The 22,536-nt window shown below is 72.9% G+C and carries 23 protein-coding genes; 10 read left to right on the top strand and 13 right to left on the bottom strand.

Translation table 11 applies throughout. The features are described from left to right. The first annotated feature begins 45 nt into the window (after positions 1-45). From nhaA (HJC40_RS04380) to HJC40_RS04365, 4 genes are all read left to right on the top strand, one after another. Positions 46-1,350, top strand: coding sequence for a Na+/H+ antiporter NhaA (gene nhaA, locus HJC40_RS04380; protein ID WP_249998353.1), 1,305 nt, complete (start codon positions 46-48; stop codon positions 1,348-1,350). A 26-nt stretch (positions 1,351-1,376) separates the two neighbouring features. Continuing rightward, positions 1,377-3,239: a Na+/H+ antiporter NhaA gene (gene nhaA, locus HJC40_RS04375; protein WP_249998352.1), complete on the top strand. Its 1,863-nt coding sequence runs from the start codon at positions 1,377-1,379 to the stop codon at positions 3,237-3,239. A 289-nt stretch (positions 3,240-3,528) separates the two neighbouring features. Further along, positions 3,529-4,236 carry a hypothetical protein gene (locus HJC40_RS04370; protein WP_249998351.1) on the top strand — a complete coding sequence of 236 codons (708 nt, stop codon included), beginning with the start codon at positions 3,529-3,531 and terminating at the stop codon, positions 4,234-4,236. 62 nt (positions 4,237-4,298) lie between these two features. Continuing rightward, entirely contained in the window at positions 4,299-5,159 is an 861-nt protein-coding gene (locus HJC40_RS04365; RefSeq protein WP_249998350.1) for a hypothetical protein, read from the top strand. Positions 5,160-5,190: 31 nt separating this feature from the next. Here HJC40_RS04365 and HJC40_RS04360 read toward each other — a convergent pair whose 3' ends face one another. Then, positions 5,191-6,432, bottom strand: coding sequence for a diguanylate cyclase domain-containing protein (locus HJC40_RS04360; protein ID WP_249998349.1), 1,242 nt, complete (start codon positions 6,430-6,432; stop codon positions 5,191-5,193). Between the two features lie 35 nt (positions 6,433-6,467). Between HJC40_RS04360 and HJC40_RS04355 the strand changes: the two genes are divergently transcribed. After that, positions 6,468-6,740, top strand: a complete 273-nt coding sequence (locus HJC40_RS04355) for a hypothetical protein (protein ID WP_249998348.1) — start codon at positions 6,468-6,470, stop codon at positions 6,738-6,740. Positions 6,741-6,780: 40 nt separating this feature from the next. Here HJC40_RS04355 and HJC40_RS04350 read toward each other — a convergent pair whose 3' ends face one another. The 8 genes from HJC40_RS04350 to HJC40_RS04315 form a co-directional block, all read right to left on the bottom strand. Continuing rightward, positions 6,781-7,242, bottom strand: coding sequence for a DUF427 domain-containing protein (locus HJC40_RS04350; protein WP_249998347.1), 462 nt, complete (start codon positions 7,240-7,242; stop codon positions 6,781-6,783). A 33-nt stretch (positions 7,243-7,275) separates the two neighbouring features. Then, positions 7,276-9,399 (bottom strand): GAF domain-containing protein, encoded by a 2,124-nt coding sequence (locus HJC40_RS04345; protein ID WP_249998346.1) that lies wholly within the window; start codon positions 9,397-9,399, stop codon positions 7,276-7,278. Between the two features lie 73 nt (positions 9,400-9,472). Next, the gene (locus HJC40_RS04340) at positions 9,473-10,132 is read right to left on the bottom strand and encodes a response regulator transcription factor (RefSeq protein ID WP_284042748.1); all 660 of its coding nucleotides are present in this window, start codon (positions 10,130-10,132) and stop codon (positions 9,473-9,475) included. A gap of 13 nt (positions 10,133-10,145) precedes the next feature. Beyond that, positions 10,146-10,520: a response regulator gene (locus HJC40_RS04335; RefSeq protein WP_249998344.1), complete on the bottom strand. Its 375-nt coding sequence runs from the start codon at positions 10,518-10,520 to the stop codon at positions 10,146-10,148. Between the two features lie 82 nt (positions 10,521-10,602). Beyond that, positions 10,603-12,051 (bottom strand): MFS transporter, encoded by a 1,449-nt coding sequence (locus HJC40_RS04330; protein ID WP_249998343.1) that lies wholly within the window; start codon positions 12,049-12,051, stop codon positions 10,603-10,605. Positions 12,052-12,162: 111 nt separating this feature from the next. Next, positions 12,163-13,158 (bottom strand): hypothetical protein, encoded by a 996-nt coding sequence (locus HJC40_RS04325; RefSeq protein WP_249998342.1) that lies wholly within the window; start codon positions 13,156-13,158, stop codon positions 12,163-12,165. A 35-nt stretch (positions 13,159-13,193) separates the two neighbouring features. Next, on the bottom strand, positions 13,194-14,168 hold the full coding sequence (locus tag HJC40_RS04320) for an alpha/beta fold hydrolase (RefSeq protein ID WP_249998341.1): 975 nt from the start codon (positions 14,166-14,168) through the stop codon (positions 13,194-13,196). 41 nt (positions 14,169-14,209) lie between these two features. Then, positions 14,210-14,929, bottom strand: a complete 720-nt coding sequence (locus tag HJC40_RS04315) for an alpha/beta fold hydrolase (RefSeq protein ID WP_249998340.1) — start codon at positions 14,927-14,929, stop codon at positions 14,210-14,212. 188 nt (positions 14,930-15,117) lie between these two features. Here HJC40_RS04315 and HJC40_RS04310 point away from each other — a divergent pair, with 188 nt between their 5' ends. Genes HJC40_RS04310 through HJC40_RS04300 form a run of 3 tightly spaced genes read left to right on the top strand, consistent with a single transcriptional unit; the run spans position 15,118 to position 17,284 of the window. Then, on the top strand, positions 15,118-15,951 hold the full coding sequence (locus HJC40_RS04310; protein WP_249998339.1) for an alpha/beta fold hydrolase: 834 nt from the start codon (positions 15,118-15,120) through the stop codon (positions 15,949-15,951). Between the two features lie 42 nt (positions 15,952-15,993). Beyond that, positions 15,994-16,902 (top strand): alpha/beta hydrolase, encoded by a 909-nt coding sequence (locus tag HJC40_RS04305; RefSeq protein WP_249998338.1) that lies wholly within the window; start codon positions 15,994-15,996, stop codon positions 16,900-16,902. A gap of 16 nt (positions 16,903-16,918) precedes the next feature. Continuing rightward, positions 16,919-17,284: a cupin domain-containing protein gene (locus HJC40_RS04300; RefSeq protein WP_249998337.1), complete on the top strand. Its 366-nt coding sequence runs from the start codon at positions 16,919-16,921 to the stop codon at positions 17,282-17,284. Positions 17,285-17,347: 63 nt separating this feature from the next. Here the strand turns inward: HJC40_RS04300 and HJC40_RS04295 are convergent, their stop codons facing one another. Continuing rightward, complete coding sequence (locus HJC40_RS04295; protein WP_249998336.1) at positions 17,348-18,097, bottom strand: SDR family oxidoreductase; 750 nt, start codon at positions 18,095-18,097, stop codon at positions 17,348-17,350. A 185-nt stretch (positions 18,098-18,282) separates the two neighbouring features. Continuing rightward, positions 18,283-18,924: a hypothetical protein gene (locus HJC40_RS04290; protein WP_249998335.1), complete on the bottom strand. Its 642-nt coding sequence runs from the start codon at positions 18,922-18,924 to the stop codon at positions 18,283-18,285. 105 nt (positions 18,925-19,029) lie between these two features. On the opposite strand from HJC40_RS04290, the gene HJC40_RS04285 reads away from it, so the two are divergent. Together HJC40_RS04285 and HJC40_RS04280 are read left to right on the top strand one after the other, a co-directional pair. Further along, entirely contained in the window at positions 19,030-19,476 is a 447-nt protein-coding gene (locus tag HJC40_RS04285) for an Hsp20/alpha crystallin family protein (protein WP_249998334.1), read from the top strand. 36 nt (positions 19,477-19,512) lie between these two features. Next, positions 19,513-19,806 carry a hypothetical protein gene (locus HJC40_RS04280; protein ID WP_249998333.1) on the top strand — a complete coding sequence of 98 codons (294 nt, stop codon included), beginning with the start codon at positions 19,513-19,515 and terminating at the stop codon, positions 19,804-19,806. 60 nt (positions 19,807-19,866) lie between these two features. Here the strand turns inward: HJC40_RS04280 and HJC40_RS04275 are convergent, their stop codons facing one another. Both HJC40_RS04275 and HJC40_RS04270 read right to left on the bottom strand, forming a co-directional pair. Continuing rightward, the gene (locus HJC40_RS04275; protein WP_249998332.1) at positions 19,867-21,261 is read right to left on the bottom strand and encodes an FAD-binding oxidoreductase; all 1,395 of its coding nucleotides are present in this window, start codon (positions 21,259-21,261) and stop codon (positions 19,867-19,869) included. A gap of 71 nt (positions 21,262-21,332) precedes the next feature. Beyond that, complete coding sequence (locus tag HJC40_RS04270; protein WP_249998331.1) at positions 21,333-22,475, bottom strand: glutathione-independent formaldehyde dehydrogenase; 1,143 nt, start codon at positions 22,473-22,475, stop codon at positions 21,333-21,335. Between the last annotated feature and the right edge of the window lie 61 nt (positions 22,476-22,536).

Here is a 22,536-nt window from a genome sequence, read left to right as displayed (position 1 = left end):
GGGAAGCCTGGTCGGCGATTCTTTTGCCGACCCCGGAAGAAGCCGATGCAGCCCAAGAACTCCAACAGTCTGTTCAGTCGCGGCACCTGGCCCGAGGCCAGCCGCATCGCCGACATTCTGCGCACCGAGACCACCGGTGGCGTGCTCCTGCTGGTGGCCGCGGTGGCCGCCCTCGCCTGGGCCAACTCCCCCTGGTCGGACGTCTACCGCGACCTCGCCGCCGTCCGGATCGGCCCGAGCGCCTGGCACCTCGACCTGTCCCTGTCCACCTGGGCGGCCGACGGGTTGCTGGCCATCTTCTTCTTCGTCGCCGGTCTCGAGCTCAAACGGGAGTTCGTCGCCGGTGACCTGCGCGAACCGCGCCGCGCCGCCCTTCCGGTGGCCGCCGCCGTCGGGGGCATGGCGCTGCCCGCCCTGCTGTACGCCGCCGTCAACCTGACCTCGGCCGACGGCGCGCCCGAGGGGTGGGCGATCCCCACCGCCACCGACATCGCGTTCGCCCTGGCCGTGCTCGGCGTGATCAGCACCAGCCTGCCGTCCGCGATGCGCACGTTCCTGCTCACCCTGGCGGTCGTCGACGACCTGCTCGCGATCACCATCATCGCGGTCTTCTACACCAGCTCGCTGCACCTGGTGCCGCTGGCGCTGGCCCTCATCCCGCTGGCCCTGTTCGGGTTTCTCGTGCAGCGGCGGGTCCGCTCCTGGTGGATCCTGCTGCCGCTCGCGCTGCTGACCTGGGGGCTGGTGCACGAGTCGGGCATCCACGCCACCGTGGCCGGCGTCCTGCTGGCCTTCACCGTCCCGGTGATCCGGCGCAAGGAGGGGCCCGGACCGGGCCTGGCCGAGCACTTCGAGCACCGGTGGCGCCCGTTGTCCGCCGGCGTGGCTGTGCCGGTCTTCGCGTTCTTCGCCGCCGGGGTGTCGGTGGCCGGCTCGGGCGGGTTCGGCGCGAGCCTGCGCGACCCGGTGGCCGTGGGCGTCGTCGTCGGGCTGGTGGCCGGCAAGGCGATCGGGATCACCGCGGCGACCTGGCTGGTGCAACGCTTCACCCGGGCCCAGCTGGCCGAGGGGCTGAGCTGGTGGGACGTGGTCGGGCTGGCCATGCTCGGCGGTGTCGGCTTCACCGTCTCGCTGCTCATCGGGGAGCTGGCCTTCGGCCCCGGCAGCCCCCGCGACGAGCACGCCAAGCTCGGGATCCTGCTCGGCTCGTTGATCGCCGCCGTGCTGGCCGCGGTCATCCTGCGCATCCGGGACCGCCACTACCGCCGGATCCTCGCCGAGGAGAGCGCCGACGACGACGCCGACGGCATCCCGGACGTCTACCAGGCCGACCGGCCGGGCCCGGCCTGACGCACCGGACGAGAGGTTTCTCGACGATGAGTGTCACCGCCCGGGTACGCCGCATGGCCGGGGGCGGTCAGCGCCCCCGTACGGACCGGACCCTGCGCCTCGATCACCGCATCCGTACCGTCCTGGCCACCGAGACCCGCGGCGCCGCGGCACTGCTGGTCGCGACCGTGCTGGCGCTGATCTGGGCCAACCTGCCGGGCGCGGGCTACGAGACGGTCTGGGACACGGAGTTCACGGTCGGGTTCGGCGGCTCGGCGATCACCGAGGATCTGCGGCACTGGGTCAACGACGGGCTGATGGTGTTCTTCTTCCTGCTCGCCGGCATGGAGATCCGCCGGGAGCTCACCCTGGGCGACCTGCGGGACCGTCGCGCGGCGATCGTGCCCATCGTGGCGGCGGCCGGTGGCATGGTGGTGCCCGCGGTCATCTTCGCGACGGTCACCATGGGAAGCACCGCCCAGTCGGCCTGGGGCATGGCCATGGCCACCGACATCGCGTTCGCGCTCGGTGTGCTCGCGCTGGTCGGCCCGCGCTGCCCGGCCAACGTCCGGGTCTTCCTGCTGACCCTGGCCGTGGTCGACGACATCGGGGCGATCCTGGTCATCGCCGTGGTCTACACCGAGGCCGTGCACCTGATCCCGTTGCTCGTCGCGGCCGCGCTGATCGGGGTGGCGCTGGTCATGCGCATGCTCGGCGTCTGGCGGGCCACGCCCTACCTGGTCGTCGGGGTCGCGCTGTGGGTCGCCACCTACGAGTCGGGGCTGCACCCGACCATCGTGGGGGTCGTGTTCGGGCTGCTCACCCCGGCGTTCGTACCGCGCCGCGCCGACCTCGACCGGCTCGACCGGTTGCTCGGGCGGCTGCGGCGCGAACCCGGTCCGGAAGCCGCCCGGCTGCTGTCGATCGGCGCGCAGGGCGCGGTGTCGGCCAACGACCGCCTGCAGTACCTGCTGCGCCCGTGGACCAGCTTCCTCGTCGTGCCGCTGTTCGCCCTGGCCAACGCGGGCGTGGCCCTCAGCCCCGAGCTGCTGTCCCGGGCGGTGACCTCGCCGGTGACCCTCGGGGTGTTCGCCGGCCTGGTCGCCGGTAAGACGCTGGGCATCTGGGGCGCCTCGGCGATCGTGGTCCGTACCCGACTGGGCCGGTTGCCGAACGGCGTGGGCCTGCCTCAGGTGCTGTCCGTGGGCGCGGTGGCCGGTATCGGCTTCACCGTGTCGCTGTTCGTCGCCGAACTCGCCATCGCCGACGAGACCGTCCGCGACGAGGCGAAGATCGGCATCCTGGCCGCCGCCGTGGTCGCGACCGGGCTCGGCTGGGTGCTGTTCCATCTGCCCGGTGGGCAGTCCGCTCCCGGCGAGCCGTCCGCTCTGACGCCCGCGGTCGAAGAGTCGGGCGAGCACAGCCGGGGCCCGGCGGACGCGCCGGTCGTGCTGGTGCAGTTCGGCGACTACGAGTGCCCGTACTGCCGCGACGCCGCCCCGGCGGTGGCCGCGCTCGTCGCCCGGCATCCCGACCGGCTCCGCTATGTGTGGCGGCACCTGCCGCTCGACGAGTTCCACCCGGACGCGCGCCGGGCCGCGCAGGCCGCCGAGGCCGCTGCCGTCCAGGGCGCCTTCTGGCCGATGCACGAGCGGCTGCTGGCCGCCGACGAACTCGACGACGAGTCCCTGACCGAGGCGGCCCGGTCGGCCGGTCTGGATGTGCCGCGCTTCCTGTCCGACCTCGAGTCGGCGGCGGTGGACGTCCAGGTCGAGGCCGACGTGCGCAGCGCCCAGGACAGCGGGGCGGACGGCACCCCGACGTTCTTCCTCGACGGCGTACGGGTGGACGGCTCCCTCGACGAGGTGGTCGCGGCGGTGGAGCAGGCCCTCGAGGTGGCACCAGCCTGACGCGAGCCCGACCGCTACCGCGCGAGCCCGGCCGGACCATCACCCGATCAGGCTCCAGATGAAGGCGCGCCCACCGGTTTCCTCGCTCACCCGAATGGACACTCGCACCCGTCGCAGCGCCACCGAAAAGGTCCGATGAATAGGCGCAGGAATCGAAGGAAAAGAATGAATGGACTGATCCTGTCGGGTGACCGTAACTGATTGATGCGCGACTTTCCCCTTGTCGATCGCCCGGGGCGGACGGAGTGTGAATTCCCGACGAAGGGGCCGGTGAACGACCATGGGACGAATGCGGGAGACGATTGCCGCCGCCGCGGCCACAGGCCTTTTCCTGGGCGGATGCGGGGGCGCGGACCCGCTCTCGCCGCGGGGCGAGACGCTTCCGGCCCCTTCCCCGGTCCCGGCGGCCTCGGGCGGCGCGCCCACCTCCACCGCTACCAGCAATTCGGCGAAGTCGGTGGATTCCGGCGGCTCCGGCCCGCAGGTGCCGGGCGCACCCCGGCCGGGCACAGATGATGACAACAACGCGAAGAACGGCAAAAACGACCACGACAATGGCGACAACGACGCCAGTGGCGAAGACCAGCAGAGCGGCGGCCAGGGCGACGGCAACGGCGGCGCGCGCGGGAAACCCGATCCACCGCGCGGAAAGCACGCACCCGGCGCCCCGATTCGCATCCCCGCGAAGGTCACGGATCAGGGCGCGCCTCTCGACGGGATCCTCGGCGTGATCAGAGCCGGCATCCGGGAACAGTGCGGCGGCAAGCTCTGCCTGACCGTGAAGGTCCGCTACACCCAGGACGGGTTGGCCCGTTGCGACTTCTGGGAGACCATCCCGCCGCAGCGCTCCACCGTGCCCCGCGGGTCGACCGTCATCGTGGTGGCCGGCCGAGATCCGTGCGGGACACCGCCGGCCACCGCCACGACTCCGGACGCACCGTCGCCGACCCCGGACGACGATCCGCCGGCGTCCGGCGGCGACGACAGCCAGCCGTGACCGCCGCCGAACCGGCCCCGGCTGAGCCGGCCCCAGCGCCGGCCCCTTCCGGCCCGGCTGTCGTGGAGATCCCCCCGGCGCGCGGCCTGCCGCAGGTCAACCGGGCCTTCGGCGTGGTGCTCACCTCGACCACCGTGGTGACCGCGATCCTGTTCTACTTCGGCTGGTCCCGGGCCTACTACTTCTACGACTACTTCGGGGTGGACACGTCACTGCTCGGGCTGACCACCACCGACTACCTTCAGCTCAGCGTCGACGGCCTGTTCGTCCCCCTGGCCATCGCCGCCTGCGCCGTCCTGGCCGTGTTGTGGATCGGCGTCCGGCTCCCGACCGGCCGGCTGCGGGCGTCACGTTTCCTCACCTACGCGGTGCCGGCCGCCGGCGTCCTGCTCCTGGCCAACGGCCTCTCCGCCATCGTGTGGCAGACCCCGTTCAACCGGCGCCTGGCCGTGGCCCCGCTCTGCCTGGCCGCCGGCGCCGTGCTGCTGGTCCTCGCCGTCCGCCGCACCCGCACCGACGCGTCCGACGGGATCGCCGCCCTCGACTGGGCGGTCGTCTTCGTCCTGGTCGGCCTGGCCCTGTTCTGGGCCGCGAACGACTACTCGGCGGCGGTGGGCCGGTCGCGGGCCGAGCAGCTGGTCGGCCAGCTCCCCACCTTCCCCGACGCGACGCTCTACAGCGCCGCGAGCCTGAGCTTCGCCGATCCCCGCGTCCGCGAGACCACCTGTGAAGATCCCAAAGCCACGTACGGCTTTCGCTACGACAACCTCAAGCTCGTCCTGCAGTCCGGGGGCCAGTACCTGCTGCTGCCCACCGGCTGGTCCCCACGCGACGGCACCGCGATCCTGCTCCCCCGCACCGACTCCACCCGGTTCGACTTCACCCGGGCCGATGCGACCGTCGAACCACCGCCGACGTGCTGACCCACCCACCGCCGGGTCGCGGTATGCGAGGTCAGACAGTGGCTCGCCGTCGCCCGGCACCTCGCTCTTCGAGCTCGGCCACCCGGTTGCGGAGACGGTCCAGCTCGGCCGGCTCGGCGGCGTTCAGGCCGGGCATCCCGGTGGCTGCGGGCAGCGACTCCGGCTGAAGGTCCAGGCCCAGCTCGTACGTGGCGACGGGCCGGCCGCCACGCCGGCGCTTGGCGTGGTACATGGCGAGGTCGGCCTCGTGCAGCAGTCGCTGGGCTTCGGCCGGCGTACCGGCCTCGGTGACGCTGAGGCCGATGCTGACCCCGATCGTGACCGGCTCCCCGGCCACCGGGAACGGGGTGTCGCAGGCCGCCGCGATGGTGTCGGCGATCCGCCGGGCGGTCCCGGTGTCACCCACTTCGGGCAGGATCAGCACGAATTCGTCCCCGCCGAGCCGCCCGGCGGTGTCACCGGGCCGCACGGCGGCCCGCAGCACGCCGGCGAAGGCGACCAGCAGCTCGTCACCGGCCTGATGGCCGAGACGATCGTTGACCGGCTTGAAGCCGTCCAGGTCGATCAGCAGCACCGCCGTGGGGTGACCGGCGCCGTTGCTGCGCTCCACCGCGCGGCGCAGCCGGTCGTAGACGGCGACGCGGCTGCTCAGACCGGTCAGCGCGTCCCGGACGATGAGGTGGTGGTTCTCGCGCAGGGCCAGGATCTGACGGCCGGCCACCGCGCCGGACATCACCAGGGCACCCGCGACCAGACCGGCCCACGGGTTCGGACCGTGCCTCACGGCCGCGGCCACCAGCACGCCGAAGCCGATCGCCAGAGCGATGTACGGCAGCAGCGTGGGACGCCGGTGACCCGCCGCGGGCGTCGTGACCGCGCCGCGCCCGACGCCACGGTGCTGCATCACGGCGGCCGCGATGATCAGCAGAAGAGCGTTGTGGAAGAGCAGGTCGATGCCGGGAAGGTTGACGGCGACGCTGGAGCGGGCGAGCACATACCCGAGGGCGGTCGTGGCCGCGACCAGCCCGGCGTTCCCGAGCAGCAGGAAGGTCAGCGGGTGACGCACGGTCGCCACGCCACCGCGCATCATCACCGCGCTGACCGCGAAGACCACCACCAGGCCGAGCACCGGCTGGATGATCGTGATCATGCGGGACGAACCGAGATTCGCGTCCAGGGCCGGAGCCAGCACCAGATACCACAACACGACGAAGCCACCGCCGCACACCGTGGTCAGATCGAGGGCGAACCGCATCCGCTGCGGCCGGGTCATCGGCCGGGCCGGGAAGGACAGCAGGCAGGCGAACGGTGGTGGAACAGGTTGTCGACGACCCGGACAGCCTCGCCGGTCTCGCCGCAGACGCGGGCAATGCCCGCGCGCCGTGGTTCGGCGAGTTCCTGACGGAGGCGCACATCGCGGTCAGCGGGGTCTGGCCGCCCGAGTGCTACCCGGACGAGCCGGAGAAGCTGACCGGTGAGCATCGGGATCTCGCCGACCGGTCCGTCGTCCAGCAGTGGTTCCCCCGTCTGGCCGCTTTCCGGCGGGACGACCCCGACGTCGGCGAGCCCGAGCTGCGCTGATCTGCCGGTGCGACCACACCGGGCGGCCGCCGTGGCGGTTTCACCAGCCCATCGTGCCCGGGGCGCCCTTGAACGGGCCGGTGATGTCGTCGGTGATCCAGCCGCCGTAGAAGTCGCCCTCCTGGGGCCGGACCAGCTCCCCGGCGACCCGGCACTCGTCGACCCGGCTCGGGTAGAAGGCCACGGCCCCGGCCAGCTGCGTGTAGCCGGAGGTGGGGCGCTCGTAGGACCAGCCGGCCCGGGACACCCGGGTGTCACCGCGCACGAGGTCCCAGTACGTCGCCTGGCCCTTGAACTCGCAGTACGAGCCGCCCGTGGCCGGCTCGAGCGCGCCGGCCGCGATGTCGTCGCGCGGCACGTAGTAGACCGGCGGGTGGGAGGTCTCCAGCACCCGCCAGCAGCGATCGCTGTCGACGATCACCTCTCCCGCGTGGACCACCGTCACCCGGGCCGAGGTGCGCTCCAACCGCGGCGGACGCGGGTAATCCCAGACCGATTCCATCCTGCCAGCCTCGCACCCCGCGCTCATCAGTGGTCAACCCGGTCCGGCGCCCGGCAGGGGCAGGACGACCCGCACGGTCGTGCCCACGCCGGCGGTGGTGGTCAGCCTCAGGGTGCCGTCGAGGGCGTCGACCCGGTCGGACAGGCCGGTCAGGCCCGAGCCGCGGCGGGGATCGGCGCCGCCGGCGCCGTCGTCGCTGATCTCCACCTCCAGGCGGCCGGCGCCGGCGCTGACGGTGAGCCGCGCCCGGGTCGCGTTCGCGTGCTTGACCACGTTGGTCAGGGCCTCGGCGATGACGAAGTACGCGGTCACCTCGACCTCGCCCGGCAACCGCTCGAGGGGCTGGGTGGTCAGGTCGACGTCCACGGGGATCGTGACCGCGGTGAGCAGCGACTCGATCCCGGCGCGCAGGCCGCCCCGGGCCAGCGCCATCGGGAGGATCCCGTGCACGATGTCGCGCAGTTCCACCGTCGCCCGCTCGGCGTTCTCGAGGGCCTCGCGCATGAGACCGACGGTGTCCTCGCCCCGGGCGGCCGCGTCGAGGGCGAGTTTCAGGGACAGCACTGTCTGGACCAGCCGCTGCTGGGCGCCGTCGTGCACGTCGCGCTGCAGCCGCTGCCGTACCTCGTCGGCCGTTGCCACCACTCTGGCCCGGGAGGTCCGCAGCTTCTCCTTGTTCTCGGCGTTCGCGATGGCGGCGGCGGCGAGTTTGGCGAATTCGGTGAGGCGGTCCTCGGCGTCGGGCGGCGGCGGGTCCCCCGGCGTGGTCGTCGACAGCCCGCCCCACAGCTGCCCTTCGACGAAGATGGGCACGGCCACCAGGGCTCCGACGTCGAAGTCGCGGGTCAGGCGGGCCGAGTCGGTACCGGCCAGGGTCGGTAACCGGCACGACCCCCCGGTCCACCTCACCCGGCCGTCGGCCTGGCTGCGGTACCCGACCGGTATCGAACTGCGGGACGTGGCGACGACCGTGTAGTGGGCGCCGTCGTGCCGGAAGAGGTTCGCGGCCGACTCGCCGAGGATGTTCGAGGCTTCCGTCGCGACCGCGTCGAAGACCTCGCCGAGAGCCGACCCGGCGGCCACGAGCTCGGCCACCCGCCGCAGGGCGGCCTGCCGGGCGGCGAAACGCTGCAGTTCGGCATGCGCCTCGACGTTGGCCAGGGCCGAGGCGACGAGCTCGGCGAACTTGCCCAGGCGGGTCTCGGTGCCGGCCGGCAGCCGCCGGCCCTCGTTCAGGGTGCCCAGGGCTCCCCACAGCCGGCCGTTGACGATGATCGGCACCGAGACGCTCGACCCGACGCCGAAGTCCCGGCTCGAGTACGTCCGGTCGGCGACCAGGTCGTAGCGGTCCAGCCGGGCCGGCCGCAACGTGCGCATCATCTCGTCGAGGGTGCCGGCGTCACCGGCGGGCACGGTGACCCTGGTGCCGACCGGCGCCGGGCCGTTGCGGTGAGCGAGCACCATGAAGGTCCGGTCGCCTTCGTACCGGACCAGCGTGGTGGGTTCGTCGTGGATGAGACCGGCCGCCCCGGTGGCGACCGCCTCGAAGATCTCGGTCTCGCCGGCCCGGCGGGCGACCAGCGCCGCCACCCGGAGCAACGCCGCCTGCTCGGCGGCCAGGTCGTGCAGGCTCTCCCGGGCGGCCGCGCTCACCACCGCGGCCGCGACGATCGCCGCGAACAGCGCCAGCCGCTCCTCGGTGCCGGCCGGCAGCGGATCACCCCGTGAGCTCAGGCTCAGGGTGCCCCAGAGGCTGCCGTCCACCGTTACGGGGACGGCCACGACGGCCCGTACGCCGAGGCCCGCCGCCATCGTGGCGGCGATGACCGAGTAGTCGTCGATGCGCTCGGGCCGGCCCGACCGCCACAGCCGGGTGGCGATGCCGTCGCCGGTCAGGTGCAGCCGCGCGCCGACGGCGACGTGCCCACCGGTCTGGGCGACGACGACGGAGTCGGTTCCGCCGCCCTCGTATCTCGTCAGCGCGACGAGCCCGCCGTCCAGCAGCGCCGAGACCTCGGTGGTGACGGCCTCGAACACGGCCCGGGGCGGTTCGCCGGCGGCGGCGATCGCGGTCACCCGGCGCAGAGCCGCCTGACCCTCCAGGAGACGGCGCGTTCCCCCGGCGACGCGGGCCTCGGCCAGCGCCAGGAGCGCCATCCGTACGTATCTCGGGGCCCTCACGAGGGCGGCCCCCACGACGCGGCCGGGCCGCGGCGCGACCGGCCCGGGCTCATCGCCGGTGATCGCCGGCGCGCAGATAGGTCAGGACGGCCTGGACGCGGCGGTGCTCGCTGTCCGTCGGGGTGATGCGCAGCTTGCGGAAGATGGCCGTCACATGTTTCTCGACCGAGGCGTGACTGATCAGCAGGCTCTCGGCCACCCCCGAGTTGGACAAGCCCTCGGCCATCGCCCCGAGCACCTCCAGCTCGCGGGGCGTCAGCAGCCGCAGCGGTCCCTCCTTGGTGCGGCGGCCGAGCATCCGGCCGACCACTTCGGGGTCCAGGGCGCTGCCGCCGGCCGCCACCCGCGTGACCGCGTCGACGAACGCCGTGACGTCTCCGACCCGTTCCTTGAGCAGGTAGCCGACCCCTTCGGGCCGGTCGCCGACCAGGTCCATCACGTACGCGGGCTCGCAGAACTGGGAGAGGATGAGCACCCCGATCCCGGGTGAGCGGCGGCGCAGCTCCATCGCCGCCCGCAGGCCGTCGTCCTGACGCCGGGGCGGCATCTGCACGTCGGCGATGACGACGTCCGGGCGATAGGCGAGCGTGCGTTGCAGCAGGTCGTCGGCGTCACCGGACAGGGCGACGACGTCGAGCCCGGCGCCGGTCAGGATGCGGGCGACGCCTTCGCGGAGCAGCACGTCGTCCTCGCCGATGGCCACCCGCAGCGGGCGGGCGGTGTCATTGTCCGTCATCGGACCGCTCCTCGATGAGTCGTTGCAGAGCGGGGCTCAACAGCTCGTCCTTCGGAAAGAAGCCGATCGCCCCGGCCCGGGCGGCGGCCGCCCGGTTGGACGGGTCGGCGTCGGAGGAGAACAGGACGACGCGGATCGCCGCCCGCCCGGACACGAGCTGCCGGGTGAGCGAGAACCCGTCGCCGTCGGGCAGCCCGATGTCGACCAGCGCGAGGCCGGGCGGCTCGGCCCGCGCGTGGGCGAGGGCCTCGGCCACCGACCCGGCCTCGCTGATCACCGCGTGGCCCCAGCTCCGCAGGATCCGCACGACGAGCCCCCGGACGGACGCGTCGTCGTCGACGACAAGGATCGGGCCTGGCATCCGGTCATCCTCTCAGCGCGCCACCGTGATGGCGGTAGGGCTGACCGGAAATCATTCCCGGCCGTCGATCCGGCGGCCCGGCTCAACCGGTGGGCGACGTCCGCTGTCGCGCCCGGTCGTCCAGGCGCAGGGCCAGGACGGCGACCGCGAGCACCAGGGCGGCGCACACCAACCAGACCGTCATGTAGCCGGCTTCGGTCGTCACCGGCCGGGCGGCGCCGGCGGGCCGGGTCACCATCGCCGCCATGACCGCCGCGAAGGCGGCGCCCGAGACCGCGCCGCCGACCGTCCGCGCGGTGTTGAGCAGGCCCGAGCTGATCCCGACGGCGTCGGCCGGGGCGTGCGTCACCACGTAGCCCGACAGCACGGCCAGTACCAGGCCGTTGCCCACCCCGACCAGCACCTGCCAGGCCACGAACACGCCCACCGTGTCATGGGCCAGGGCCGTCAGGACGTAGCCGGCGGCGCTCAGGATCGCCCCGAGGATCAGCGTGGGCCGGGTGCCGGACCGCTCGGCGAGCCGGGGAGCCAACCAGGTGCCGACGAACGCGGCCAGGCCGAACACCACCAGCACGAGCCCGAGCTGCCCGGCGCTCAGCCCCAGGCCGACCCCGGTGCTCGCCGGCAGGCCCAGGAACAGCGCGCCGGCCGCCTGGCTGCCGAACAGCTCGGCGCCGGCGAAGAACCCGGCCAGCACCGGTGGGCCCAGCTTGCCCCGCAGGACCAGCGACACGTCGACGAACGGCTGCGCCACCCGTAGTTCGAGCACGACCCAGACGGCCAGCACGACCAGACCGCCGGCGATCCCCCCGGTCGCCCGCCAGCTCGTCCAGCCCCAGGCGCCGCCGTTGCCGACCGCGACCAGCAGCAGCACCAGGCCGAGGCTCAGCAGCCCGGCCCCGGCCCAGTCGACGCGACCGGGCGTGCGCAGCGTCGTCTCGGGGACGAGCATCGCCGCGACCGGCACCATGACGATCATCAGCACGGCCGGCACCCACAGCGTCGTGGACAAGCTCAGGTGCTGGCGCGTCTGCCCGGCGAGCAGCAGTCCGACGCTGCCGCCGAGGGCCAGCGAGCCGACCAGCAGCCCGACCGCCCGGCCGGCCCACGGCCCGGCCCGCTCCCGGACGATCGCGAACTCCAGCGACAGGAACGCCAGCAGCGGCCCCTGCAGCGCCCGTCCGAGCAGCAGGACGCCGAAGCTGGGAGCCACGGCGACCAGCACCGAGCCGACCGCCACCGAAGCGGCGGCCACGGTCAGCAGTCGCCGGTGTCCGAACAGGTCACCGAGTTTGGACAGCAGCGGCACACACACGGCCGACGACAACAGGAAGACCGCGTTGACCCAGTTCAGGTTGGCCGCGGTCGTGTCGTACCGCTGCAGGATGCTCGGCAGCAGCGGCGAGAGCCAGCCCTGGGTGAGCCCGGAGGCGAACTCGATCACCAGCAGGAAGCCGACGATCGACGCCGTGCCGGGCCGGGGCTTTGCCAGGCCCGGGGCGAGCCCCGGCGCGCTGTGATGGAACGGCATTGGTCGTCACCTTCCCGCGGCGGTACGTCAGAGGCATCGTGCGGCACATCACCGGCGACCACGTTCGGGTTGACCGGAAACAACGGGGGGCCGGCCCGGTGTCCCGGCTCGTCAACCCGCCCGGACGGCCGGCGCCGGGTGGCCGGCCGCCGCGACCGGCAGATAGGTGCCCCGGGCCAGACGCCGGACGGTGGGGACGGTCAGCGCCGCGATGCCCAGCGTGAGCACGGCGAGCAGCACCGCCGTCCAGCCACCGGCCCCCGGCACGCGCCCGGCGCCCAGCCAGTTGACGGCCAAAGTGAAGGCGGCGGCGTAGGAGAACGAGAACGCCCACCACCCGGGGCCGAACGGGACACGCCGGTAGACCGGGATCAGGCGGATCTGCACCAGGACCATGAGGATCGCGTAACCGGCGAGCCCGGCGGCGACCGCGTCGATCCGGCCACCGTCGAGCAGGAACCAGGCGTTGCCCGCGACCACCGGGGGCGCGACCTCGATGGCTATGGTCGGGCGCAACGGCACCGGCAACGCGGGCGCGGTGACCAGCCGGGCCAGGATGATCGCGCCGAGCAGGAGCCAGCAGATCACCCCGTAACCGAACATGGTCATCGCCAGGGTGCGGTGGCCCAGGGCCGCGCTGCCGCCGGCGCCGATCAGCCCACCGCCGACCGTGGGCAGGAAGTACCCGGGATGCCAGTGCGCGAGCTGAAAATCCGCGATGATCCACTCCCCGGCCAGCCAGGCGCCGATCGCCACGGTCAGCGCCAGGGCGATGCCGAAGACGATCTCCCCGGTACGGCGGGCGTGGCCGGCCAGGGCGACGCCGAGGAACATCGGCACGATCGCGATGACCGCGGTGAACGGGGCGAAAACCGCATCCTTGAGCTCGGTGCGCAGCCGTCCACCGTGGACGACGTCGCGGCCGTACCAGATCAGCGACGCCACCCAGACGACCGCCGTGACGATCCACAGCGTGGAGGCCGGCCACTGCGGCGTGCCCGAGACGGCGTGGGCCGTGGTCCAGCACTGGGCCAGCCCGCAGAACCCGAGGGGAACGGCGAACACGTTCGGGGTGACCCGGCGGCTGCCGGCGCCGTTCGACGTCATGGCGTCCTCCTCGGACTCGCGATCGTAGGGCGGGCTCAGCGGATGAAGGACAGCAGTTCGGAGTTGAACTTGTCCCTCTCGTCGACGTAGACGGCGTGCCCGGCCGTGGCGAAGGTGACCAGCCGGGCGCCGCGGATGCCCGCGGCCACGGCCTGGCCGTGGTCCAGCGGCAGGATCTTGTCGTTGATCGCGTGGAACACCCGGGTCGGCACCTTGATGCGGGCCAGGTCGGCCGTCAGGTCGTCGTCGCGCAACGCGATCAGGCCGGCCCGGCTGGCCGGCAACGAGGCCTGGTCCAGGCATTGCCGTTCGAAGAACTGCAGGAACGGATCGGTGGCCACGTCGGTGTGGGTGGCGAAGAAGTTCTTCGTCAGGTCGCGGACCGGCACCGTACGGTCGGCGGCGTAGCCGGAGATCAGGGCCTGGAGGCCCGCGGCCAGGCCGGCCGACTGCGGGCCGTAGACGAAGCGTGGCGCCGCCGGTTCGGCGACCACCAGCTTGCCGATGCGGTTGCCGAAGCGGGAGGCGTGGCGCAGCGCGACCGCGCCGCCCATGGAGTGGCCGACGAGCGTGACGTCCCGCAGGGACAACGCCTCCAGAACCGTCTGGATGTCACGGGCCCAGACGTCGTAGCCGTACGGGCCGTACGGGGCGTCGGACAGCCCGAAGCCGCGCTGGTCCAGGGCGATGGCCCGGTAGCCCTGATCGGCCAGGAAGAGCAGGTTGTACTCCAGGGCCGTGGAGGCCAGCGGCCAGCCGGGCACGAAGACCACCGTGCCGCGCCGGCCGCCGTTCAGGTCGGCGATGTTGACCTCCACCCCCGGCGCCACCGGGATGCGGGTGCCGCCGGAGCCGGAGCCGGAGCGAGGCGCGGCGGCCGCCGGCGCCGCCCCGGCCCCGGCGACGGCCGCCGCGCCCAGCGCGGCCCCCGTCCCGGCGGCCAGCACCGTCCGGCGCGAGGTCCCGCGCCGCCCGGTCGTGTCGTTCTCGTCGTTCGCCTGCTGGTTCATGTGATCTGCTGCCCTTCGTCGTCGGGTACGTCGGTCGTGGATCAGGCGCCCGCGAGCTCGGGGCTGCGCGCGGCCTCGAGGATGAGCCGCGCGGTCTCGGCCGGATGCGAGATGCCGACCACGTGCGAGGCGCCCGCGATCTCGACCGTGCTGCGGGCCTCGGCCCGGGCGGCCATGATCCGGTGGGCGCCGGCCGGGATGTTGTGGTCGAGCTCGCCGAACAGGAACCAGCTCGGCACCGAACGCCACAGCGGGTCGGCGCCCGACGGTTCGTTCAGGGCGCTGTCGGTGACCGGGCGCTGCGTGACCGCCATCAGCCGGGCCTGCTCGGCGGGCAGGTCGGCGGCGAACTGGTGGTGGTACTTCTCCCCGGCGATGTAGGTGTCGGCGCCGCCCGCGGTCAGCGGCACGGGTACGAGGGTCTCGGCCAGCGTCGATCCCGGCGCCAGGGACGAGGCGGCGGCGCAGCTCTCACCGGCCTCGAGGGCGAAGCCGGCGATGTAGACGGCCGCGGTCACCTGGCCCGGGGCTGCGGTGACGTTGGTGAGGACCGCGCCGCCGTAGGAGTGCCCGGCCAGCACCACCGGCCCCGGCACCGAGCGCAGCAGGTCGCTGAGCAGCGCCGCGTCGGTGGCCACCCCTCGCAGCGGGGTGGCGAAGGCGATCACCCGGTGCCCCGCGGTCGTCAGCGGTTCCAGCACCCCGTTCCAGCTGGACGACTCGGCGTACGCACCGTGGACGAGGATCACCGTCGGCTTCATCTGTTGTCCCTCCATCACTGCCGCCACCACGACGGACCAGCCGAGACTCGCAAGCAGTGGGGGCGGGAGCGATCGGGCCGGCCCGACTTCTCTTCCGGTCAGCACCCCCCTGTTCTCGGGTCGACCGGCCTGTCCGGCGCCCGCGGCCTTTGCCAGGTTGGGAGCACACCGAGAACCGAGGAGCGCACATGGCCACCATCACCGTCGGCACGGAGAACACGACCTCGATCGACCTCTACTACGAGGACCACGGAAGCGGGCCGGCCGTGGTCCTGATCAGCGGCTGGCCGTTCGACAGCCGCTCCTGGGAGCCGCAGGTCCAGACGCTGCTGGAGGCCGGCCACCGGGTCATCACGTACGACCGGCGGGGTTTCGGGCGGTCCAGCCGGCCGGCCGGCGGCTACGATTTCGACACGCTGGCCGCGGATCTCGACAAGCTGCTGACCACTCTCGACCTGCGGGAGGTCACCCTGGTCGGGCTGTCGCTGGGCACCGGAGAGGTCGCCCGCTACATCGGTGTCAACGGGACCGAACGGCTCAAGGCCTGCGTGTTCATCGAGAGCCTGGCTCCCTCGTTCGCCAAGTCGGCGGACAATCCGAACGGTGTCGACCAGGCCGGCGTCGACGGCGTCCAGCAGGCCATCCGGCACGACCGGCCGGCCTGGCTGACCGGGCTCATCGGCGACATGCTGAACCTCGACGAGTTGCTCGGCAAGCGCGTCAGCGAGGAGGCCGTCCGGAACCTGTGGAACGCCGGCGCCGACGCCTCCCCGGTGGCGACCTGGGCCTGCCCGGTGACCTGGCTCGACGACTTCCGCACCGACCTCGAGCGGATCGACGTCCCGGCGCTGGTGCTGCACGGCACGGCCGACCGGATCCTGTCGATCGAGGGTCAGGGACGCCGCATGCACGCGGCCCTGCCCGCCGCCCACTACGTCGAGATCGAGGGCGGGCCGCACCTCATGGTTCTCAGCCACGCCGACGAGGTCAACGCCGAACTGCTGGCCTTCCTCGCGAAATAGCCATCCCGAAGGCAACAGCCATCCCGAAAGAACAGGAGCGTCATGTTCGACGGCTTCGCGCAGCACGGCCTGCGCACCGCCCGGGGGCAGATCTACGCCCGGGTCGGCGGGCAGGGTCCGCCGCTGCTGCTTCTCCACGGCTATCCGCAGACCCACGTCATGTGGCACTCGGTGGCCGACCGGCTGGCCGACCGGTTCACCGTCGTCGTGGCCGACCTGCCCGGGTACGGGGCGTCCTTCCGCCCGGTGCCCGGGCCCGGCCACGTGCCCCACTCGAAGCGGGTCCTGGCCGAGGACCTCGTCCAGGCGATGGGTCTGCTCGGTCACGACCGGTTCGCGGTGGCCGGGCACGACCGGGGCGGCCGGGTCGCGTACCGGATGGCTCTGGACCACCCCGACCGGGTCGACGCCGTCGCGGTCATCGACGTGGTGCCCACCGGCGACGTGTGGGCCCGCGCCGACGCCCAGCTCGCCCTCGGCTACTGGCACTGGGCTTTCCTGGCTCAGCCCTCGCCGTTGCCCGAGCGGCTCATCGCCGGCGACCCGGACGCCTTCTTCGACTTCCACGTCCGGGCCCTCGGCCTGGGCCGGGCGAAGGACCGGTACCCGGCCGAGCTGATGGCCGGTTACCGGGCCCTGCTCGACGACGTGAGCACCGTCCGGGCCATCTGCGAGGACTACCGGGCCGGGGCGACGGTGGACCGCCTCCACGACGACGCCGACCGGGGCGTACGGAAGATCAGTTGCCCGCTGCTGGCGCTGTGGAGCGCCGGCGGGGCCCTGCCGCGCTTCTACGGCGACGTGCTCGACGTGTGGCGGCCGTGGGCCGAGGACGTCACCGGCCAGGCCATGCCGACCAGCCACTTCGTCGTCGAGGACGAGCCCGGGGCGACCGCGGGCGCGCTGTCCGCGTTCCTCGGGCGCCGCCCGACGGCGTTCCCGATTTCTTGACCTCAGGAGGTTGTTCATGTCCGCCGACGCTGTCGACAACGCACGGGCCGACGAGCTCGCCGCCACCCTCAAGCGCACGGAGACCCTGCGCCGGAGCTCGTCCATCCCCGGCCGCGAGATCGTCCAGGTACGCACGGAGATCCCGGCCGGCGTGCAGTCCGGATGGCACATCCACCCCGGCGAGGAGGTCGGTTACATCGTCGCCGGGACGGTCCGGATGGAGATCCGCGACCAGGAGACGCTGACCCTGCACCCCGGTGACGGCTTCCTGATCCCGCCCCGGACCCCGCACAACGCCACCGATCTGGGCCCCGACACCGGCCTGATGCTCTCGACGTACATCGTCGAGATCGGACAGTCGCTGGCCACGTTCACGCACTGAGCCGCCGGCCGGCACCGGCGATGCGCCCGAGGGGTCGACCCCTCGGGCGCATCGCCGTGCTGCTCAGACCTGGTTGGCGCCGCCGTCGACGAACAGCTCGATGCCGTTGACGAAGCTGCTCTGGTCGCCGGCCAGGAACAGCGCGGCCGAGGCGATCTCGTCGGGGTGGCCCATCCGGCCCAGCGGCACCCCACCGGCGAGCGCGCTCCTGAGCTGGTCGGCCCCGTCGGCGTCCGGGGCCAGACCGGTGATGCCGGGCGTGTCGGTCGGGCCCGGCGTGAGGGTGTTCACCCTTATCCGGCGACCCTTGAGCTCGTTGGCCCACGTGCGGGCGAAGGCGCGCACCGCGGCCTTGGAGGCGCCGTACACCCCGAAGGCCTCGTTGCCCGTGCTGGCGCTGGTCGAGCCGGTCAGAATGATCGAAGCGCCGTCGTTGAGCAGCGGCAGCGCCTTCTGCACGGTGAACAGCAGCCCCTTGACGTTGGTGCCGAAGATCTCGTCGAAGTGCTGCTCGTCGACCTGCTCGAGACGCCGGAACGAACCGCCGCCCGCGTTGGCGAACAGCACGTCGATGCGCCGGCCCTGCTGGGCGACCGCCGCGAAGAGCCGGTCGAGGTCGGCCAGATCCGAGACGTCGCCCCGGATGCCGGTGCTGTCCGCGCCGATCTCGGCGATCGCCGCGTCGAGCGCGTCCTTGCGCCGGCCGGTGATGAACACGTGCGCCCCCTCGGCCGCGAACCGGCTGGCCGCCGCCAGTCCGATGCCGCTGGTCGCCCCGGTGACCACCGCGGTCCTGCCGTCGAGCTGTTTCATGCCGCACCCACTCCCGATGAGGTCGCCGGCCCGGCTTGCCCGCTGCCGCCGACGGATGACGACGCGGGCGAGGTGCCGCGTCTGTCACCCGACGCTATGGAGCGCCGGCGCCGGCTCCCACCGGGTCGTCCCGACGTCTCCGAGGAACTCCGGCGGGCGATATCCGGCCGGCCGGATGGACATCCTCAGGGCTCGTCGCGCCGGCGGGCCGGACGGCGGCGGATCTCGGCGGCCCGCTCGGTGACCGCGTCGATCTGGGCGGCCAGTTCCGGATGGCGGGGAAGGTGCGGCTGGGCCTCGGCGAGCAGGCCGGGAAGGGCCGCGGCGTCCGCGTCGCCGAGGGCGTCGTGCAGCCGGCCGAGGGTCTCGGTGGCCGCCCCGCCCAGGTCGGTCAGGGCGGTGACCTGGCCGGCCAGCCGCCTCAGGTCGGCGGTGTGGTCGTTGGCCCACCGGGTGACGGCCCGGTGCGCCGCACGGCGGTCACGTTCGGCCTGGACCCGGGCGTCACGGGTGGCGTCCGGGCGATCCGGGTCGGCGGAGGTGCTGCGCAGATAGCGACGCTCGGCGGCCTGGCGGCTGGCCACCCCGAGCGCGGGGGCCAGGCTCTGCCAGGAGACGCCGGCGGCCCGGGCGGCCGCGATCAGCACCGGTTCGACGGCGGCCAGCTCGGATTGGGCCCAGCGCAGCAGGACCAGGGAGTCCAGCAGGTGCGCCGGGCTGATCGGGGGGTCGTCGGTGGCCGCCTGCTCGATGGATGCGGCGGTGGCGACCAGGGCCGCGGTGACCGCGGCCAGATCACGCCGGTCCGCTCCGGTGTCCGATGTCATTTTGTCATCGTACAGACGACGTCTCGCTTGTCATCGTCTCGATGACGTGGTACAAAAGCTGTATCGCGCATTGACGACACAGTCGAGATTGCGGGAGGTGGATCCATGTTGATGCGCAGCGAACCCTTCACCGAGGTCAACCGGCTCGCCCAGCAGCTGTTCGGGGCCACGCAGGCCGGCACCTGGACCCGTCCGACGACGATGCCCGTCGACGCCGTCCGCAACGGCGACGAGCTCGTGATCGCGTTCGACCTTCCCGGTGTGAACGCCGACGGCATCGACATCGACGTGGAACGCAACGTTCTCACCGTGCGGGCCGAACGCCGCCCCATCGAGCTCGGCGACCAGGCTGTCACCCAGCTGTCCGAGCGGCCGCTCGGCGTGTTCTCGCGGCAGCTGTTCCTCGGCGAAGCCCTCGACACCGAGCACATCGACGCCGCGTACGAGAACGGGGTCCTGGTGGTGCGGATCCCGATCGCCGAGAAGGCCAAGCCGCGCAAGGTCGCAGTGGCGGCCGGCCGGACCGGCGAGCAGAAGGTGATCACCGGCTGACCCGGTGGCCCGGACGACGAAGGCGGGTGGTGAGAGATGCTCGACAATCTCGTGGCGCGGGCCCGGACAGCGTTGTCGCCGGAGTGGGACCACGGATTCGACGAGGCGTTCACGGAGCTCGTCAGCAGCGACCCCGACCTGGTTCAGGCGGAGTTCGACGACCTGATCGCCGCGTCGTGGCCGGACCCGGCCGGCTCCGCGCCGCCACCCGGCCCGCCGGCCCCGCGCACATCCTGTCCGGATCCGCCGCCGGACCCTGCGGCGGCGGACCCGGCAGCCGCACCACCGGACGAGGCGACCGGCACCGACCATCGGGGCCCACCGCCCTGACCGTCCGACAGGCTCGCCGGCTGGTTCAGCCGGCGAGCCTCGCCGCGGCGCCGCCCACGTTCAGCCGGCGAGCCTCGCCGCGGTGCCGCCCGCGGCCGGCGAGACGGCCGGGTCGATGAGCGCCGGGATGGCCGAGAAGACCTCATACGGGTCGTACCGGCGCTTGAGCTCGAGCAGACGGCCGAGGTTGGCGCCGAACGACTCGCGGGCCCGCGGGTCGTCGTCCGGGCCGAGCAGGTTGGGATAGCCGCCGGGCAGCGCCACCGGATCGAGCGCCTCGGCGATCGAGTCGGCCCACTCCCGATGCCGCTCAGGCCTGTCGTCCGGCGGCCACGCGGCGATGATCTCGACCGGGTGGTGCGGCGCGCGATGGGCGAACGCCGTCGCGGCCGGGTCGCGCCGGGCCGCCGCACCGTGGAAGTGGTTGACCACCAGGGCCGAGAAGGGCGAGGTCACCCGGTACGCGCCGTCGGTCAGCGCCGCGGCCGCGCCCGGTGACACGTCGGCCAGCCAGCGGCTGCGCAGCAGGTAGTGGTTGCCCGGCACGGTGCTCGCGTCGAACATCTGCAGCGCCGCCGCGTACGGCATGGGCCCGATCCGGTCGAGGACCGGGTGTCCCAGCGACCGCATCGGGGCGATCGCGCGCTCCCCCGCGGCCGGGTCGTCGCCGCACCAAAACGGGCAGAGGAAAGCCATCGGACCGTCCGGCCCGGGCAGGAAGCCGGTCAGGACGGTCAGCTCGTCCGGCGCGGTCGCCACGATCCCGGCGTAACCGTCCAGCACGGCCCGCCCCTCGGCCGCCGGGAACAGGAGGATGCCGGCCAGCACCGTACGAACCTCGTGCAGGCGCAGCCGCAGGGCGGTCACCACACCGAAGTTGCCCCCACCGCCGCGCAGCGCCCACCACAGGTCGGCGTCGTCGTCCGGCCCGGCCACCACCGTACGACCGTCGGCCAGCACCACGTCAGCGCCGAGCAGATTGTCCGCGGCCAGCCCGTAGCGGCCGATCAGCGGCCCGTACCCGCCGCCGGTGGTCAGCCCGGCCAGGCCGACACCGCCGACCACCCCGGTCACCGCGACCAGCCCGTGCGGCGCCGCGGCGGCCACCACCTCGGCGCTCAGAGCGCCGCCCTGGGCGACGGCCGTGCGACCGTCCACGTCGAGGGTGACCTGGCGCAGACCGGTCAGGTCGACCACCAGCCCACCGTCGCGCACGGCCCGCCCGGCCCAGTCATGACCGCCGGCCCGCACCGACAGCGGCAGGCCTTCCCCGTGCGCGATCCGGACGACGGCGCTCACCTCGGCGGCGTCCCCGCACCGGGCGATCAGGGCCGGCCGCCGGTCCACGTCGGCGTTCCACACCCGGCGGGCGGCCGGAAAACCGTCGCCCTCGGGCGTGAGCAGCCGCTCCCCCAGCATCGCGCGCAACGCCCGTACGGCGTCGGTGACCGTCATGGCCGGAGACGTTAGCCGTCAGTCACCCGTCGTGCCGTCACGAACACGACAGGCGACCGACGGTGAGCCGCTCAGGCGGCGGGGCGCAGGAGGACCTTCGTCCAGCCGGCGTCCCGGTTGTCGAAGTGCTGATAGCCGTCGGCCGCGTCGGTCAGCGGCAGCTCGTGCGAGACCAGGAACGACGGCTGGGCCCGCCCGGCGATGATGAGGTCCCGCAGGTGGCGGTTGTAGCGCATCACCGGGCACTGGCCGGTCCCCATGTGCTGGCCCTTGCTGAAGAACGTGCCGTAGTCGAAGGCGACCCGGCCCTGCTTGGCCTGTTCGGTCGCCGCCCCCGGGTCCTGGGGCAGGTAGACCCCGACGACACCGATGCCGCCGGTCGAGCGGACGACCTTGACCAGGTTGTCCAGGACCAGCTCCGGGTGCTCCTGCCCGGACGGGTCATGCGCCTGGTACCCGACGGCCTCGACGCCGCAGTCGGCGCCCCGCCCACCGGTGGCGTCCAGGATCTGCTCGACCGGGTCACCCGCGGAGAAGTCGACCGGCGTCGCGCCGATCTTGCCGGCCAGATCCAGCCGGTCCGTCTCCTTGTCGACCACGAACACCTGCGACGCGCCACGGATCATCGCGCTGTGCGCCGCCATCAGACCCACCGGTCCCGCGCCGAAGACCGCCACCCGGTCGCCCGGCTGCAGGCCGGCCAGTTCGGTGCCGTGCCAGCCGGTCGGGAAGATGTCCGACAGCATCGTGAAGTCGTTCTCGTGCTCGGTGCCCGGCGGCAACTCGAGCAGATTGACATCGGCGTACGGCACCCGCAGGAACTCGGCCTGACCCCCGTCGTACGGGCCCATGTTGGCGTAGCCGTAGGCGGCGCCGTCCATCCCCTCGGTCGGGTTGGTCCGCAGGCAGAAGCTCGTCCACCCGGTCAGGCAGTTGCGGCACGTTCCGCACGCGATGTTGAACGGCACGGAGACCCGGTCGCCGACCTTGATCCGGTCGACGGCGTCACCGACCGCCTCGACGATGCCCATGTTCTCGTGGCCCAGGATCTTGCCCTGCTCGACCGACGTCCGACCTTCGTACATGTGCAGGTCCGACCCGCAGATGTTGGTCGTGGTGATCCGCACGATGGCATCGTTGGGCGACTGGATCGACGGATCCGGCACGTCCTTGACGGTGACCTCGCGCGGACCCTGATACACGACGGCTTTCATGAATGTCCTCCCCGATCGCTGATCACCGCGTCTACCCCCGCCCCGGACGTCCTAACGGCGG

The sequence above is a fragment of the Actinoplanes sp. M2I2 genome (genome assembly GCF_023544445.1).
In the GTDB taxonomy this organism is placed as follows: Bacteria; Actinomycetota; Actinomycetes; order Mycobacteriales; family Micromonosporaceae; genus Actinoplanes.
This window is presented reverse-complemented; position numbering and strand designations above follow the sequence as displayed.